This is a genomic window from Rhodobacteraceae bacterium D3-12 (genome assembly GCA_025916135.1).
In the GTDB taxonomy this organism is placed as follows: domain Bacteria; phylum Pseudomonadota; class Alphaproteobacteria; order Rhodobacterales; family Rhodobacteraceae; genus JAKGBX01.
The window spans coordinates 748,767-765,513 of record CP104793.1 but is presented as its reverse complement, the minus strand read 5'-3'; the positions used below and the strand labels follow the sequence as shown (position 1 = coordinate 765,513).

At 61.0% G+C, this 16,747-nt stretch carries 19 protein-coding genes; 3 read left to right on the top strand and 16 right to left on the bottom strand.

Translation table 11 applies throughout. The annotated features are described in order from the left end of the window. Window positions 1–7: 7 nt before the first annotated feature. The 4 genes from N4R57_03830 to N4R57_03815 form a co-directional block, all read right to left on the bottom strand. Window positions 8–1,000, bottom strand: coding sequence for a branched-chain amino acid ABC transporter permease (locus tag N4R57_03830; protein UYV38228.1), 993 nt, complete (start codon window positions 998–1,000; stop codon window positions 8–10). Window positions 1,001–1,244: 244 nt separating this feature from the next. Next, window positions 1,245–1,949, bottom strand: coding sequence for an ABC transporter ATP-binding protein (locus N4R57_03825; protein ID UYV38227.1), 705 nt, complete (start codon window positions 1,947–1,949; stop codon window positions 1,245–1,247). After that, a complete protein-coding gene (locus N4R57_03820; GenBank protein ID UYV38226.1) occupies window positions 1,946–2,713 on the bottom strand; it encodes an ABC transporter ATP-binding protein in 768 nt (255 codons plus the stop codon). The genes N4R57_03825 and N4R57_03820 overlap by 4 nt, the downstream gene beginning before the upstream one ends. A gap of 76 nt (window positions 2,714–2,789) precedes the next feature. Then, on the bottom strand, window positions 2,790–3,986 hold the full coding sequence (locus N4R57_03815; GenBank protein UYV38225.1) for a substrate-binding domain-containing protein: 1,197 nt from the start codon (window positions 3,984–3,986) through the stop codon (window positions 2,790–2,792). 109 nt (window positions 3,987–4,095) lie between these two features. Here N4R57_03815 and N4R57_03810 point away from each other — a divergent pair, with 109 nt between their 5' ends. Continuing rightward, window positions 4,096–4,704, top strand: coding sequence for a LuxR C-terminal-related transcriptional regulator (locus N4R57_03810; GenBank protein UYV38224.1), 609 nt, complete (start codon window positions 4,096–4,098; stop codon window positions 4,702–4,704). 593 nt (window positions 4,705–5,297) lie between these two features. On the opposite strand, the gene N4R57_03805 is transcribed toward N4R57_03810, so the two are convergent. The 9 genes from N4R57_03805 to N4R57_03765 form a co-directional block, all read right to left on the bottom strand. Then, window positions 5,298–5,726: a RidA family protein gene (locus tag N4R57_03805; GenBank protein ID UYV38223.1), complete on the bottom strand. Its 429-nt coding sequence runs from the start codon at window positions 5,724–5,726 to the stop codon at window positions 5,298–5,300. Window positions 5,727–5,795: 69 nt separating this feature from the next. After that, the gene (locus tag N4R57_03800) at window positions 5,796–7,082 is read right to left on the bottom strand and encodes an NAD(P)/FAD-dependent oxidoreductase (protein ID UYV38222.1); all 1,287 of its coding nucleotides are present in this window, start codon (window positions 7,080–7,082) and stop codon (window positions 5,796–5,798) included. Beyond that, complete coding sequence (locus N4R57_03795; GenBank protein UYV38221.1) at window positions 6,983–7,285, bottom strand: NAD(P)-binding protein; 303 nt, start codon at window positions 7,283–7,285, stop codon at window positions 6,983–6,985. Before N4R57_03795 ends, N4R57_03800 begins: the two co-directional genes overlap by 100 nt. A gap of 14 nt (window positions 7,286–7,299) precedes the next feature. Continuing rightward, window positions 7,300–7,764 (bottom strand): cupin domain-containing protein, encoded by a 465-nt coding sequence (locus tag N4R57_03790; GenBank protein ID UYV38220.1) that lies wholly within the window; start codon window positions 7,762–7,764, stop codon window positions 7,300–7,302. Window positions 7,765–7,819: 55 nt separating this feature from the next. Then, the gene (locus N4R57_03785; protein ID UYV38219.1) at window positions 7,820–9,436 is read right to left on the bottom strand and encodes an AMP-binding protein; all 1,617 of its coding nucleotides are present in this window, start codon (window positions 9,434–9,436) and stop codon (window positions 7,820–7,822) included. Further along, window positions 9,436–10,596 carry an acyl-CoA dehydrogenase family protein gene (locus N4R57_03780; protein ID UYV38218.1) on the bottom strand — a complete coding sequence of 387 codons (1,161 nt, stop codon included), beginning with the start codon at window positions 10,594–10,596 and terminating at the stop codon, window positions 9,436–9,438. The genes N4R57_03785 and N4R57_03780 overlap by 1 nt, the downstream gene beginning before the upstream one ends. Before the next feature lie 64 nt (window positions 10,597–10,660). After that, window positions 10,661–11,461, bottom strand: a complete 801-nt coding sequence (locus tag N4R57_03775) for an enoyl-CoA hydratase family protein (protein UYV38217.1) — start codon at window positions 11,459–11,461, stop codon at window positions 10,661–10,663. Beyond that, on the bottom strand, window positions 11,461–11,958 hold the full coding sequence (locus N4R57_03770) for a MarR family transcriptional regulator (protein UYV38216.1): 498 nt from the start codon (window positions 11,956–11,958) through the stop codon (window positions 11,461–11,463). The genes N4R57_03775 and N4R57_03770 overlap by 1 nt, the downstream gene beginning before the upstream one ends. Further along, window positions 11,955–14,249, bottom strand: a complete 2,295-nt coding sequence (locus N4R57_03765; protein ID UYV38215.1) for a bifunctional salicylyl-CoA 5-hydroxylase/oxidoreductase — start codon at window positions 14,247–14,249, stop codon at window positions 11,955–11,957. Before N4R57_03765 ends, N4R57_03770 begins: the two co-directional genes overlap by 4 nt. A gap of 133 nt (window positions 14,250–14,382) precedes the next feature. Between N4R57_03765 and N4R57_03760 the strand changes: the two genes are divergently transcribed. Further along, a complete protein-coding gene (locus N4R57_03760; protein ID UYV38214.1) occupies window positions 14,383–15,216 on the top strand; it encodes a tryptophan 2,3-dioxygenase family protein in 834 nt (277 codons plus the stop codon). A gap of 169 nt (window positions 15,217–15,385) precedes the next feature. Here the strand turns inward: N4R57_03760 and N4R57_03755 are convergent, their stop codons facing one another. The 3 genes from N4R57_03755 to N4R57_03745 all read right to left on the bottom strand — a co-directional run bounded on the left by N4R57_03755 (window position 15,386) and on the right by N4R57_03745 (window position 16,360). Then, a complete protein-coding gene (locus N4R57_03755; protein UYV38213.1) occupies window positions 15,386–15,649 on the bottom strand; it encodes a DUF6455 family protein in 264 nt (87 codons plus the stop codon). Next, a complete protein-coding gene (locus N4R57_03750) occupies window positions 15,646–15,933 on the bottom strand; it encodes a DUF6455 family protein (protein UYV38212.1) in 288 nt (95 codons plus the stop codon). Before N4R57_03750 ends, N4R57_03755 begins: the two co-directional genes overlap by 4 nt. Window positions 15,934–16,003: 70 nt before the next feature. Then, window positions 16,004–16,360: a YigZ family protein gene (locus N4R57_03745; protein UYV39505.1), complete on the bottom strand. Its 357-nt coding sequence runs from the start codon at window positions 16,358–16,360 to the stop codon at window positions 16,004–16,006. 129 nt (window positions 16,361–16,489) lie between these two features. Between N4R57_03745 and N4R57_03740 the strand changes: the two genes are divergently transcribed. Beyond that, window positions 16,490–16,741 (top strand): hypothetical protein, encoded by a 252-nt coding sequence (locus N4R57_03740; GenBank protein UYV38211.1) that lies wholly within the window; start codon window positions 16,490–16,492, stop codon window positions 16,739–16,741. The last annotated feature ends 6 nt before the right edge of the window (window positions 16,742–16,747 follow it).

Below are 16,747 nucleotides of genomic sequence, written 5' to 3'. Positions count from 1 at the left end.
GCCCACCTCACTTCACCGCCGGGCGCAACCCGCTGGGCCGCCACATCAAAATCGCCATCATCAAAAGCATGTTCGACGCCAACGCCATTTTCGGCGCTAGATAGCCAATGTAATTCGCCATCAGCCCCACCATGATCGCCCCCAAAAGGGTGCCCTCGATGCTGCCCAATCCGCCGATGATGACGACGATAAACACCACAATCATCATCTCTCCGCCCAGCGCGGGCGTGATCAGCGTCTCATACCCAGCCCACATCGCGCCCCCCAGCGCGGCCAAAGCCGAGCCAAGCATGAAGACCCCGATAAACAGCCGGTCAATGCGAAAGCCCAAAGCCTCCACCATCTCGCGGTTTTCCACGCCTGCACGGATCAACAATCCGATCCGCGTGCGGTTCAGCGTCAGGTAAAGCGCGATATAAACCGCCAGCCCAAGCGCAAAGGCAAAGGCGCGGTAAATCTCGATCGACACATCGCCCAAAATCCATGACCCCTCAAGGAACGCGGGCCGCGGCACCGACATCGGCGTGCCGCCCCAAACGGCAAGGATGATCTGCTCGGACACGATCAACGCGCCCATCGTGATCAGGATCTGACGCAGATGGTCGTGATAAACCGGCTTGATAATCACGGTCTCAAAAAACCACCCCGCGGCCAGCCCGAATATCAACGCCGCCACCAAAGACGCGACCAAAGCCAAGACGTTAAGCGCGATACTATCCGCCGCCAGCCAACCGCTCAGCGCGGCCAGAACCGTCGCCGCCACAAAGGCGCCAAAGCTGACAAAGGCCGAATGGCCGAAGTTCAAAACATCCATCAACCCGAACACAAGGCTCAAGCCCGAGGCCATGAGGAAAATCATCATCCCCATGGCCAAGCCGGCCACGGTCAACGTCATCCAGCTCGACGGCGCCCCGATCAGCACAAAAGCGATCAGCGCCACGGCGACAGGCAACAGGTTCACCCCGCCGAACCGTCCGAGTATTTGCGAAAGCTGTGTCATGCCGATCCTCCTGGTCGCAAAGCACGTGCACCAAGCCGGGCATCGCTGCCGCGCGCGGGGGCGATCCAACAGTCGTTGGGGCCACTTAATGCCCGCCAAATCCGAAAAAGCTCAAAGCGAAGCGCCAACCTCACCCAATCGCCACCGCGTCCGGGCGCGGCAGCGATGCCCGGCGGCCTTCGGCCTTGTTCCGGGCTGGCACCCTGAAGCATCAACATACGGCTTCCTATCATCCCCAACCCCCTCATGCCGACAGGCTCAACAAACGATCCTGCAACGCCTTGTCCGCTGCGAAATCGTCCATCGTTCCGGCGTGGGCAATCCGCCCGTCATCAATCACCGCCATGTCGCGCCCCAAAGAGCGCGCGAAATGAAAGTTCTGCTCAACCAGCAAAATCGTCGTCTGCTCGGCGATCTCGCGGAACGCATCCGCCATCGCGTCGATAATCGCCGGGGCCAACCCCTTGGTCGGCTCATCAATCAGGATCAATTCACGCGGCTCGATGATCGCTCGCGCCACCGACAGCATCTGCTTCTGCCCGCCCGACAATGACCACGCCTGCTTGGTCCAGAACTGCTCCAACGCCGGGAACAGCTCCTGTATCCGCTTCAAACGCGCCGCATCAAACTTGCCCTTCGCAGTGGCAAGGATCAGGTTCTCCTCCACCGTCAGCCCGCCAAAAACACCCATGTTTTCGGGGACAAACGCGATCCCCTTGCGGGCAATATCGGCGGTGTGCAGCGCCGATAAATCCTCACCGCGCAACATCACCGACCCCGGCGATGGCCGCCACAAGCCCATGATCGAACGCAGCGTCGTTGTCTTGCCCGCCCCGTTGCGCCCCAACAGGACAAACACGCCGCCCTCCGGCACCTCAAGGTCGATCCCGTGCAGCACCGCATATTGCCCGATGCTGGTTTTCATATCCCTCAGGGTCAGGAAACTCATGCCGCGTCCTCCCCCGATTTACCCAGGTAAACGTCGCGCACAATCTGGCTCGACATCACCTCGTCGGGCGCCCCATCGGCCAACAACTCGCCGTTGTGCAGCACGATGATCCGGTCGGCCAGCGCCCGCACCACATCCATCTTGTGCTCAACCAACAGCACGGTTTTCGAGCGGTCATGCTTGATCTCGGCAATCAGCTCCAGAACATCCGGCGCATGGTCAAGGCTCATCCCCGCAGTCGGCTCGTCAAACATGTAAATGTCCGGCTCCATCGCCATCAACAGCGCCACCTCCAGCTTGCGCTGATCGCCATGCGGCAGGGCGCTCGCTGGCAAATAGGCCTTATCGGTCAGCTTTGTCGCCTCAAGGTATCGCTCGGCCTTGGCGCGCAACTCCTTGAACGCCCCGACCCCGCGAAACATCCGCCAGCCATCGCCAGAGCGCGCCTGAACCGCCAGCCGGATATTCTCTAGCACACTCAACTGCGGAAACAGATTGGTCAGCTGGAACGCCCGCCCGATCCCGTGATGCGCCCGCGTCGATGGCGACATCCGGGTCAGCTCGACACCATCCTTCACCACCTGCCCCTCGCTGGCCGCCAACTGGCCCGAGATCAGGTTGAAATACGTCGTCTTGCCCGCTCCGTTCGGCCCCACAATCACGGTCAACTCACCGGGGTGAAAGGCACAATTGACCCGGTTCACAGCCGTATGGCCACCAAACCGGATCGTCAGATCGCGGGTCTCAAGCGATGGTTTTGTCATTGGAAAATCATCCGCAAATGCGTGCTCCGGGCCATGGGCACACCCGGCCCGGAGCGTTCTAATCAACAGCGCAGGATCAGTTCTTGCGCCCGATCGGAATGTTCATCTCTTCCGGCTTGATCTCACGAACAAGGTCCGGGATCGCCCACTCCACGTTGTCATCCACGCGGATTTTGAAGTGATACATGGATTGCAGCGCCTGATGGTCCTCCGGACGGAACATCATCGTCCCTTTCGGCGTCTCCCAGCTCATACCCTCCATCGCCGTGATCAGCGCTTCGGTCTCCAGCTTGTCCGCCGTCTCCAGCGCCTTCACCACAGCCAGAGCCGCCGCCATACCACCGGCAGTAAAGAAATCCGGCGGGCTGTTGAACCGCTTCTGATGCTCGGCAACCAGCCAGTCGTTGATCTCGTTCTTGGGCGCTTCATAGTAATAGTAAATCGCGCCTTCCATGCCCGGCACCCGCTTATAGGTCGGCAAAACTGGCAGGATATGCCCCCCGGTCGAAATCTCGATGCCAAAGCGGGCCGGATCCATCGCCTGAATCTTGCCCATCGGATCGCCCCCACCGGCGACATAGATCAGGATAACCTTGCGGCCTTCCTTATCCTTCAGCGCATTGAACATGCGCTCGGCGGCGGCGGTGAAATCGGTGGTCTTCTGCGGCACATATTCCTCGGTCACAAGCGTCGCGCCCGTGCCTTCCAGCGCGGTCTTGAACGCGGCGATCCCGTCACGACCAAAGGCATAATCCTCGGCCAGCGTGGCCACATAAAGGTTGCTGTCGGGCTTCAACGCCAGCGCCTGCGCCTGCATGTCCATCGACGAGTTGCGCGAAGTCTTGAAAACATAGCGGTTGCTGTCCGGCCCAGTCAGGCTGTCGGCCACCGCCGGTTCGATCAACAGAATGCGCTCGTATTCCTCGGCGATCGGCAGCAACCCCTTGGTCACACCCGAAGACGTCGCCCCCACGGCAATCAGCACATCATCGTCGCCATAGGCTTCGGCCAGAACAGCGCGCGCCACGTCGGGCTTGAACTGCGTATCCTTGTGAATAACCTCGATCTTGCGGCCCTTCACCTCCATCGTGCCCTTGGTTGCATATTCCAGACCCAGCTCGAAGCCGGTCTGCGATTGCTTGGAAAACGCCTCGAACGCGTGGCCCGAAATGCCGTGCACAAGCGCGATCTTGATCGGGTCAGCGGCCCAGGATGCGGTGGCAAAGGCCGCCGCAACGACGGCCGAAGCGGCCAGTCGAATGACAGGTTTCATGGTGGTTCCTCCTCATACAGACACCCAGCGCGGCGTTGCAAGACGCAGCGCCGACAGGTAGCGTGTCGATGGGTAAACTTCACCGAAATGACGGTGCCGGAGCAATATTGTGAAAACACGTATCGACGAATGCTATCAAAACGGAGACTTCGCCGAACTGGCGTTTCTCCATGCGCCGATCGGCCTTGTCGTCACGGAAAACCGGGTGATCCGCGACTGCAATCGCACCTTTGCCGCGATGTTCGGCTATCCCCGTGAAGAGCTTCAAAATCGTTTGTTTGCAATCCTTTACCCCTCGGACGAAGAATTCGTGAACATCCGCGACCGAGGTATTCAGGACCTGCGCGACACCAATACCTATTGGGACGAACGGGTGATGGCGCGCCGCGATGGCTCGCTCTTTTGGGTGCGTGTGCGCGGCCATTCCTTCACGCCGGATGAACCGCTGATGCGCGCGGTCTGGAGCTTTGCCGACCTTTCCGCCACCCGCCCCTACTCACCGCTGACCCGTCGCGAGCGTGAAATCGTGTCTTTCCTCGCCGACGGTCTGACCAGCAAGGAAATCGCCCGCAAGCTCGACATTTCCTATCGCACGGTCGAGGTTTACCGCGCCAAGCTGCTCAAGAAATTCGATGCCTCCAACACGTCGAGCCTTTTGCAATCGCTCAGCTCGCTGGGTCAGGAAAACCTCGCCCCCCACATGGCCTCAGATCGCTAAGCCGCGCCAGCGCCAGCCCCGTACCGCCTCTCCCCATAGCCGAGCCAGCGTCAGCCCCTGGGATGACGACCCAACACCCGCGGCAAAGCACTTTATCCCCGCCAAACCACTCCACAGAACGACAGGCATGCAGCGCTAACCAATCAGCAAAGTGCACCGCCTCCCCCATAGCCGGGCCATCGTCAGCCCCTGGGGTGACGAGCCACCGCCCATGGCAAAGCACTTTATCCCGGCAAAACCACTCCACAGAACAATGTTGCGCTGCCCTCACCCAATCGTCAGCCCAAGGGAGGGGCTGACGATCCAACACCCGCGGCAAAGCGCTTCACCCCGGCCAACCCACTCGACAGAGCGACAGGCATGCAGCGCTAACCAATCAGCAAAGCGCACCCCTCTCCCCAAAGCCGGGCCAGCGTCAGCCCCTGGGGTGACGATCCAACGCCCATGGCAAAGCACTTTATCCCGGCAAAACCACTCAACAGAGCATTGCTGCGCTGCCCTCACCCAATCGTCAGCCCACGGGAGGGGCTGACGATGGCCCGGCGGGCTGCGCCCTTGATTCCGGGCCAGACACGCCGCCCTCAAAGCCCAACTCACCGCCGGTTCAACCCATCCTCCGCGCCACGCGGCGACAGCTTCGCCGTCGCCTCGATCTCCAACAGCGCGTCATCCTCAACCAACCCCGCCACAACAACCATCGTCATCGCCGGAAAGTTGCGCCCCAGCACCCGCCGATAGGTCTCACCCACCTCGCGCTGCCGGGCCACATATTCTGCCTTGTTCACCACATACCACGTCAGCCGCGTGATATCTTCGGGCCCGCCACCGGCAGCCTCAACAATCGCCACGATATTCCATAGCGCCTGTTCCATCTGGCCGATAAAATCATGGCTCTCGAACACCTGCTCCGCGCTCCAGCCGATCTGCCCGCCAACATAAAGCGTGCCATCCTCGGTCAACACGCCATTGGCATAGCCCTTGGCCGGAGCCCACCCTTCGGGGTGAATGATCTTGTTAGGCATAAGCCAGTCCTTTCTTTGGCCCGGCGCCCCCATCTGGCGCGCCGGGATGCTTGCCGATGTGACCCCCTGTCACCCGGCCTGATATTGAGGCGCCGACGCCAGAAACGTCCCATAGGCATCGGCATTGGGATAGGAAAACTGCTCGGCCAGCGGATTGGACCGCTTGCGCGTCTTGGCGCCAATATCCGCGAGCAATTCGTCGAAGTGCTTGAAATGAAACGGCGCTGAACACAAGCCGCCATAGACCTGCGCCGCCGGTCGCTCCTTGCGCCGCCAGTTCAACATCATTTCGATGTTCTCGCGCATCTCGCTGTCGCTCGGCTGATGCGCCAACTGCCCGTCGGCGTAACGCACCAGCCAATTGGCCACCATCTCTGCCGACAACACCGTGCAAAAGCTCGAATTGAACCCGACAAAGCCCATGTCCGGCAAATCCGGGTTCGCAGCCAAGCGGTACACCCGGTATTGCCCGTCCGCCTCGATCAGCTTGTCACGGTATTCCTGAGCAAGATACGGCACGCCCAACTTCCACCCCACGGCCAGAACCGACAGATCACAGCCCACCGTCTCTCCCGTGGTCAGCGTGATACCGTCGCCGTCATAGCGTTCGTAGGTGCCTTGAATCGGCTTCACCGTGCCATCGTTGAACGCCTCAAACAGCCCCGGCGTCACGATCGGCAGCGAACATGACGCCTCCTTCTCGATCGGGCTGTCGGGCACCATGTTCCACTTCTTCAAACCCAACTGGAACTTCAATAGCGTCTCAAGCCCGCGAAAGTTGACCCAGACCAAAGGCTTCAAAACCGCCGCGATCACCCGCTGTAGGGGCGATTTGCCCCATTGGTTAAACTGCTGCTCCTGCGCGCGCATATAAAGCAGGCGCTTAAAGTTGATGCCGCCGACGAAATACGGCACCCGCCAGACGTTCTCGCGGTAGACCATCGTCACCTCGCTCGCGCCATGCTTGGCCGCGTTCACGGCAATATCCGTGGCCGATTTCGACCCGCCAAGGACGACAACACGCTTGCCGCGCGCGATCTCGGGGTCGGTGTATTCGGACGAATGCATCACCTGCCCGCCCCGCGCGATGAACGCGTCCTGACCGGGGTGACTGATGATGTTCTTCTCCGAAAACTGCCCGGTGCAAATGGCGACAAAATCGAAATCTTCCTGCCGTTCGCGCCCGGCTTCCTCAATTGTCAGGGTCCAGCCCGCCTGCCCGTCGGCCCGCCGGTCCATCGACTTGATCGAGGTATTCAACCGGAACAGACGCGACAGATCATGCTTGCGGGCATAGCTGTGCAAATACGCATGAACCTGCGGCCCCTTGGGCCACTCCGGATAGTCCTCCGGCATGGGCAGATCGGTATAGCGATAAAGGTCGGCTTGGGCGATTGCGTCTGCACACCGGGGTAAGAGCGTGACAACTCCCACACCCCGCCCAGATCGTGACTGCGCTCAAACCCGCACACCCGATGCCCGCGCTCGTCAAAGGCCTTGGCCGCGGCTAGGCCCGACACCCCGCCGCCGATGACGGCAACTGTCTTGCGATTGACCATGATGCGCCCCCCTCTCAGGCCCCATCCGGCGGCGGCGGCAGGAAATCAACCTCATGCAAGGCCGACAAGCGGGTCAACTCCTCAGGGTCCGTCACCCCGTCAAGCGCACCAAACAGGTCAAACAGCTTGCGCGACGGCGCCACGCCAAACACACAGGTCGCCACCTTGCCCGAGCGGTTGAAAATCCCGTGGGCGATGCCGCGCGGCATGCGAATGGTGTCCCCCGGCCCGGCCTTGTGAACGCTCGGCGCGCCCTTGTCGTGGCCGAACTCAACCTCAAGATTGCCCTCCAGCATGACAATCCACTCATCCTGCGTCGGGTGAATATGCGGCGGCACGAATGTCTCCGCCGGAATTTCCGCGTGCCAGATCATCGCGTTATCACTGTGCAGCTTGGGCTTATAAGTATGCCCCACCACGTTCCACGATGTCCCGCCAATCCCGTCCGAGGCCGGGGTAATGCCAATTGTCTCTTCCATGGTTGTCGCTCCTTGTTGAACTTATTTGGTTTTTTATTGTTTAATAATAATGGGTTCAGTCATCTCTCAGCCTGAACCGCTGGATCTTGCCGGTCTGCGTCTTGGGCAGGGCGTCAATAAACCTCACACTGCGCGGATACTTATATGGCGCGATCACCGCCTTCACGTGATCCTGCAAGGCCTTCGCCGTGGCCGCATCCGCCGCCCAGCCCTCGGCCAACACGACATGCGCCTCAACGATAAACCCGCGCGCATCATCCGGCGCGCCGATCACGCCGCATTCCACCACCGCTTCATGCGACAAAAGCGCCGCCTCAACCTCTGGCCCGGCAATGTTATACCCGGACGAAACGATCATATCATCGTTCCGCGCGGCAAAATGCAGATAGCCATCCGCGTCCTGCATGAAACTGTCGCCGGTGATGTTCCAGCCACCCTGCACGTAAACCCCCTGCCGCTCATCCGCCAGATACCGGCACCCGGTCGGCCCCCGCACAGCCAACTTGCCAACCTCGCCGCGCGCCACCTCTTCGCCGTCTGGCCCCAGCACCTTGACCTCATACCCCGCCACCGGCTTTCCGGTGCAGGCGGGGCGGTGATCGTCAAACCGGTTGGTGATGAAAATATGCAGCATCTCGGTCGCGCCGATCCCGTCCAGCATCGGCTTGCCGGTCTTTTCCATCCACTCGTCATAAACCGGCGCGGGCAAGGTCTCGCCCGCCGACACGGCGGCGCGCAGGCTCGACAGGTCCGCCCCCTCATCCATCGCCCGCATCATCGCGCGGTATGCGGTCGGCGCGGTGAAACACACGGTCGCTTTATATTTCTCGATGATCTCGATCAGGTTCGGCGGCGTCGCCTGTTCCAACAACGTCGCCGTCGCACCAAACCGCAAGGGAAACACCGCCAAGCCGCCCAGCCCAAAGGTAAACGCCAATGGCGGCGAGCCGATGAACACATCCTCGGGCACCACGTTCAAAACCTCGCGGGCATAGCCATCGGCAATGATCAGCAAATCACGGTGAAAATGCATCGTCGCCTTCGGGCTGCCCGTAGTCCCGCTGGTAAAGCCCAGAAGCGCAACATCGTCCCGCCCGGTCTCCACCGCGTCAAACCGCACCGGCTTTTCCAACGCCATCCGGTCCAGCTCGGCCTCATGGTTCGACGTCCCGTCAAACCCGACCACGCGGGTCAAAAACCGGCTCCCATCCGCGCAGGCCGCCATTTCCTCCATCAAGCGCGTGTCACAAAGCGCATGGGAAATCTCGGCCTTATCGACAATCGCGCTCAACTCTCCAGCACGCAGCATCGGCATGGTGTTCACCACCACCGCCCCCGCCTTGGTCGCCGCCAGCCAACAGGCCACCATCGCCGGATTATTGGCCGAGCGGATCAGCACTCGGTTGCCCGGGACAACGCCCAGATCCTCAACCAACACATGCGCCAGCCGGTTGGTCCAATCCGCCAGCTCCTTATAGGTCCGCTGTCGCCCGTTGCCGATCAGCGCGGTGTGGTCGCCAAACCCCCGCGCCACCATCGCATCGGTCAATTCCACCGCCGCATTCAACCGCTCGGGATACTCAAACCCCTCCAGCAAAAACGCAGGCCACTGATCTTCCGGCGGCAAGTTGTCCCGCGAAAACCTGTCCTCATGTGCACTCGGCCCCAGCATCACTGACCTCCTTGAAAAGCACCCATTGTCTGGCGGGCGATCACCACACGCTGCACATCCGACGCGCCTTCATAAATGCGCAACGCCCTGATATCGCGGTATAATTCCTCAACCTTCTGACCCGACTTCACACCATCGCCGCCATGCAACTGCACCGCCCGGTCAATCACCAATTGCGCCTGATCGGTCGAGAAAAGCTTCGCCATCGCCGCCTCGCGCGTCACCCGCGCCGCACCAGAATCCTTGGCCCATGCCGCGCGATAAACCAGCAAAGCCGCCGCATCCACATCCAGCGCCATATCGGCAATATGCCCCTGCACCATCTGCAATTCGAACAGCGGCGCACCCTGCACCTCGCGTGTGCTGACCCTTGCCAAGGCCTCGTCCAACGCCCGCCGCGCAAAGCCCAAAGCGGCGGCCGCCACGGTCGAGCGGAACACATCCAAAACCGACATCGCAATGCGAAACCCCTGCCCCGGCGCGCCCAACATCGCCGACTTCGGCACCCGGCAATCGGTGAACCGCAAGGTCGCCAAGGGATGCGGCGCAATCACCTCCAACCGCTCGACCACCTCGAAACCGGGCAGGCCTGCCGGCACGATAAAGGCGCTCAACCCCTTCGCACCCGCCCCCTCACCGGTGCGGGCAAACAGCGTGTAAACATCCGCGATCCCACCATTGGAAATCCACGTCTTTTCACCATTCAAAACGTAATCATCGCCATCCTCAACCGCGCTCATGGTCGAATTCGCCACATCCGATCCCGACTGCGGCTCCGTCAGCGCAAAGGCCGAAATCGCTTGGCCCGTTCGCGTCAAAGGCAACCACGCCTCCTGCTGCGCGGGCGTCCCAAACAGCGAAATCGCCCCGGTGCCCAGGCCTTGCATGGCAAAGGCAAAATCCGCCAACCCGTCATGACGCGCCAGCGTTTCGCGGATCAAACAGAGCGTGCGCACATCCAGCGCCTCTCCCTCTCCCGCCCCCGAAGGCTGCAACCAGCCGCCCTCGCCCAGCGCCTTGACCAACCCACGACAGGCCCCATCCACATCCGAATGGTCAATCCCGACGAGCGTCCCTTCGGCCCAAACCTCAAGCCGCCCGGCAAACTCCCGATGCCGCTCTTCAAAAAACGGCCAGCCCAAAAAACTCCGATCAGCCATGACACCACCCAGCTTCTTCTGTTTGAAAAATACCTCCGCCGGAGGCTCCCATCCTCACCACGGCTCAATCCCCCTCGAAAACCGGGCGCTCCTTGGCCACAAACGCCTTATAGGCCCGCTCGAAATCGCCGGTCTGCATGCAAATCGCCTGCGCCTGCGCCTCGGCCTCAATCGCCTGTTCAATCGACATCGACCATTCCTGCGCCAACATCGTCTTGGTCATCATCTGCCCGAAATTCGGCCCCGCAACCAACCGCTTGGCCCATGTCGCCGCTTCATCGTCCAAGGCATCTGCTGCCACCAGCGTGTTGTGAAACCCCCAGGCCGCGCCCTCTTCCGCACTCATCGACCGGCCCGTATAAAGCAGCTCCGCCGCCCGTCCCTGCCCGATAATGCGCGGCAGGATCGCACAAGCGCCCATGTCGCACCCGGCCAAGCCCACACGGCTGAACAAAAACGCCACCTTCGCCTCCGGCGTCGCAATCCGCAGATCCGACGCCATGGCAATAATCGCCCCCGCGCCCACGCAAATCCCGTCAATTGCCGCAATCACCGGCCGGCCGCAATTCACCATCGCCTTGACCAGATCGCCGGTCATCCGGGTAAAATTCAGCAGGTCCTTCATGCTCATCCGCGTCAGCGGCCCGATGATGTCATGCACATCGCCACCGGACGAAAAATTCCCGCCGTTGGAGGCAAAGACCACCGCCTTGACCTCATCGTCATACACCAGATCGCGGAACCAATCGCGCAGCTCGGCATAGCTCTCGAACGTCAAAGGGTTCTTCCGCTCGGGCCGGTTCAGCGCAATCGTCGCCACCCCATCCTCGATCCGGCATTGAAAATGTTTCACATCGCTGCGCATCACACGTCCTTTTCTTCGATAGAAGTCACCACATCCGCCAAAAGCGCAGACAGCCTCTCGGCCCGCCCCTTGGGCACATCCTTTAACAAATCATCGACCCATGCCTCATGCGCCAAAGCTTGCCGCGCGAACTCCTCGCGCCCCTTTTTGGTCAGCCGCGCCAATGACGCCCGCTTGTCCCCCGGCACCTTTGCGCGCTCGGCCAGACCATCTTCGGCCAGCCGGTCGATGATCCCGGTCACATTGCCATTTGACACTTTCAAAACGCTCGACAGGGCGCTCATCTTCATCCCGTCGGGAAACCGCGCCAGCGCCGCCATCACGTCAAACCGCGGCAAGGTCGAGCCGAACTCGACCCGCAGCTGCTCGCGCAATTCCGCCTCGATATGGCGCGACGCCTTGAGCAGGCGAAGCCACAGCCGCAACCGCGCCTTGCTCGCCTCGCTCGCCTTGTCGCCGCCAGCGGCCTCAATCATCTCGCTGTCCAAACCACTCATGCCCGGATCATCTCCGCTTCCCTGTCCGCCAATCGCCACGCCTGATCGCGCCCCGCTTCATAGGGCTGCGGCCACGCACCAAACCGGTCGCCAATCCGCGCCGCCTCATGCAGGCTCCAATACGGATCGGCCAGATGCGGCCGCCCCACAGCCACCAGATCGGCGCGCCCCGCCATCAATATCGAATTGGCGTGATCCGCCTCATAGATGTTGCCAACCGCCATCGTCGCCAGCCCCGCCTCATTGCGGATACGGTCGGAAAACGGCGTCTGGAACATCCGGCCATAAACGGGCCGCGCCTCGACGCTGGTCTGCCCCGCGCTCACGTCGATGATGTCGGCCCCCACGGCGCTGAACATTCGCGCAATCTCGACCGCCTCATCCGGCGTGACCCCACCCTCGCCGACCCAATCATTGGCCGAAATCCGAACCGACATCGGCTTGTCCTCGGGCCACACCTGCCGCATCGCCGCGAACACCTCCAAGGGATAGCGCATCCGGTTCCCCAGCGCCCCTCCATACTCGTCGGTACGGATATTCGACAAAGGCGAGATAAACGACGACAGCAAATACCCATGCGCCGCGTGCAGCTCGATCATGTCAAACCCGGCCCGCTCCGCCATCTCTGCCGCCGCGACAAACTCATCGCGGATCGCGTCCATCTCACGGCGCGTAATCTCGCGCGGGGTGGCGTTGCTCTCCGACCACGGGATCGCCGAGGCGCTGACAATCTCCCAATTGCCCTCGCCCAATGGCGCGTCCATCTCTTCCCAACCGACCTGCGTCGAACCCTTGCGCCCCGAATGCCCGATCTGACAGCAGATCTTCGCCCCCGTCTCGCCATGCACAAACCCGGTCAGCCGCGCCCACGCCGCCTCATGCTCGGGCGCATAAAGCCCCGGACAGCCCGGCGTGATCCGCCCCTCTGGCGACACACATGTCATCTCGGTATAAACCAGCCCGGCACCGCCCTTGGCCCGCTCGCCGTAATGGATCAAATGCCAATCGGTCGGACAGCCATCAACCGCCTTATACTGCGCCATCGGCGACACCACGATGCGGTTCTCCAACGCCATCCCGCGCAACCGATAAGGCGCAAACATCGGCGCCCGCGTCGGCGCACTCGCCTCAGCCCCGGCCTGATCCATAAACCACCGCTCTGCCGAGCTCAGCCACTCTGGATCGCGTAACCGCAAGTTTTCATGCGATATTCTCTGCGATCGCGTCAGCAGCGAATAGTTGAACTGCACCGGATCAAGGTCAAGATACCGCTCGACCTCCTCAAACCACTCCAGCGAATTGCGCGCCGCCGATTGCAGCCGCAAAACCTCCAGCCGCCGCTCCTCCTGATAGCGTTCAAACGCCCGCTCCATGCTCGGCTCGACATTGACCAACTCGGCCAGCGCAATCGCGCTGTCAAACGCCAACCGCGTTCCCGACCCGATCGAAAAATGTGCCGTCGCCGACGCATCGCCAAGCAATACGACATTGCCGTAATGCCACTTTTCGCACAGCACCCGTGGGAAGTTGATCCAAACCGCCGACCCCCGCAAATGATCCGCGTTCGAGATAAGCTTGTGCCCCCCCAAATGCGCCGCAAACGTCGCGCGACACGTCTCGACAATCTCTTCCTTGCTCATCCCCTCAAAGCCGAAATTGTCCCATGTCTCTTGCGAGCATTCGACAATGAAGGTCGCCGTCTTGTCATCAAACTGATAGGCATGCGCCCAGACCCAGCCATGCTCGGTCTTTTCAAAAATAAAGGTAAACGCATCGTCAAACCGCTGCTCGGTGCCCAGCCAGATGAACTTGCATTTGCGCGCGTCGATGTCGGGCTTGAAATGCGCGGCATATTCCGTGCGCACCTTTGAATTCAATCCGTCACAGCCGACCACAATGTCATAGTCGCGGCGATACTCTTCCAGCGGCGCAAACTCGGTCTCGAACCGCAGATCAACACCCAATTCCCGCGCCCGCTCCTGCAACAGCATCAGCATCCGCTTGCGCCCGATCCCGGCAAACCCATGCCCGCCCGACACGGTGCGCTGCCCGTCATGCACCACGGCAATATCGTCCCAATAGGCGAAATTCTCGCGGATCGCCTCGGCCGACACCGGGTCATTCGCCGTCATGTTCTCAAGCGCGTCATCCGACAGAACCACGCCCCAACCAAAGGTGTCATCCGCCTTGTTGCGCTCGATCACCACAACCTCGTGATCCGGGTCGCGCAACTTCATCGAGATGGCAAAGTATAGCCCCGCAGGCCCCCCACCCAAACACGCAACACGCATCGCCACTCTCCCTTGTCGTTATGGGATCAAGCTTTGCGCATGTTCAAAATTATTTCAAGCCTAAAGCTTTAAGCTTGAAATTATGCGCCCCTCTGGATAGGCTTTTGCCTGAGAAACCAAAGGAAAAAAGGCCATGAGCAACAGCTACAATCCCGAAACGGACGGCGCGAAAATGTCCTATAAAAAGGATATGAGCTATGGCGACTACCTTCAGATCGACCGAATCCTCTCGGCCCAGCACCCGATATCGGACGCCCATGATGAGCTGCTCTTCATCATCCAGCATCAGACATCGGAACTCTGGATGCGCCTCGCCTTGCATGAAATCGGCGCCGCCCGCACGCTCCTGCAAAAGGGCGCTTTCCAACAGGCCTTCAAAATGTGCGCCCGCGTTGCGCGCATCTTTGACCAACTCAATTCGGCGTGGGACGTGCTGCGCACCATGACGCCCTCCGACTACACCACCTTCCGCGAGACTTTGGGCAATTCTTCGGGCTTTCAGTCGCATCAATACCGGCTGATCGAATTCGCGCTCGGCAATCGCAACACCCACCTGATGCAGGTGCACGAACACCGCCCCGAGCTGCACCAGATGCTCGTCGATGAACTCGCCCGCCCGACTCTCTATCACGTCGCCCTCGACGCGCTCGCCGCCGAAACCGGCACGCCCTTCGCCCCTGAGACCTATCGCATGGACAGCCCGCACATCGCCGACCCCGCGATCGAAGCGGCGTGGAGCGTGGTCTACAAAGACCCCGAAAAATACTGGAACCTCTACGAGCTGGCCGAGAAGCTGGTCGACCTCGAAGACTACTTCCGCCGCTGGCGTTTCAACCACGTCACCACGGTCGAACGCATCATCGGTTTCAAACGCGGCACCGGCGGCACCAGCGGCGTGAAATACCTGCGCAAGATGCTCGAGGTCGAACTTTTCCCCGAACTCTGGAACCTGCGCGGCGGGCTGTAATTGCCCCCCACCGCACGCCCCATTAACCTTAACGCGCGTTAACACCTATCCGCGCCCCGGCAGCCGGGGGGCAGCCGGATGTCAGCCGGGAGTCACCCCCCCCGCTTTGGCCCCCATGGCCGCGTTAACCTTTGCGGTTTTTTCGGTAAAATCCGGCGCGGCGCCCGCCCTATTGCAGCCGCTGCAACTGCGCCTTGTTCGGGCACGCCTCATAGGCTTGGCACAGCGGCACCGCCTCCGTCGCCAGCCACTGCTGACAGGCCGCAACAAACGGGCATTGGCGGCACGTCGTGACCATCCCGGAATAGGCCTGCGTGGTCAGTTTGCCATCGGCCATCGCCTCGCTCAAACTGATCCCCATCGCCCGCGCGACCGAGCGTGTCAGCCAAAAGTGCGTTACCGGATCGCCAAGGGGTAATACATTGTCTTTCATGGATTTTCCTCCATCTCGGTCAGCGCCTTGAGCACCCCGAACTGCACCCGATTACGGCAATTCTGAGGGAGCGTTTCCGGCGTCTCATTCGCCTCCAGAAACCGCTCGCAGCCCTTGACCCATTTGCACCCCCGGCAGCGTTGCACCATCGCGGCCCATGCCTCCTGACTGAGGTTGCCCTCCTCCACCGCCCGCACCAGCGCCACCCCGTTCAGCCGCGCCATGCGTTGCGCCAACAAAGTGTGTTTGCGGGTCTCTCCCAGCGGTGTCATCGGTGGTGTCATGCTGCTCTCCGGTCGGTTGGTCGCTAAACCCACCCTACCCCGGCCCGCTGACCCCGGTCTTTGACCCTAATCAAACCGCCCCGTCATCCAGATAGGCGCGCACGCAATCCTGCACCCGCCGGAACCGATCACCGCCCAGCTTTGTGCCGCCATACCAACGGGTTACAACGATCACGTGATCGCGCAAATCCGCCCGCTCCAGCATCCTCAAGATCACCATCCCGGCCCCGGATTCGCCGTCATCCGCCTTGATCGGCGTCCCGTCCGACAGCAAAACCGCCCAACTGTTGTGCGTCGCCTTGGCGTATTTCTTGACCCGTTTCAGCGCCTTCAAAAACGCGTCCGCCTCGGCCCGGTTCGCGGCCTTGCCACCCGACACCGCGTATTTCGAGCCCCGATCGCTCACCACGTTCTCAAGTTGTCTCATCAAGGTCAGGAATCCCCCACCTGCGGCCAACGCCAAGGGCTGCTAAAACCACAGCATATTATTTGACTTTTATCGCTCAATTTACCCCATAAACCCCAGTGTTTCATAGGTATTTCAATGACATTTTCCATGCCAGACCTGTCTCTTTTTGAAATCGCCGGCGTCTTCGGTTTTGCGCTTTACGTGTTCAATTACGCCATGCTCACCTTTCGGCGTCTGAGCGGCGATTGCATCACTTATTACGTCATCAACGTCAGCGCAGCCAGCCTCGTGCTGCTTGGCCTTACGGCAAGCTTCAACCTCGCCGCCGCCATGGTCCAAGGCTTCTGGATCGTGATGTCGCTGATCGCAATTTCCCTGCGCGTCATGCGCCGCATCTAAGCCGCG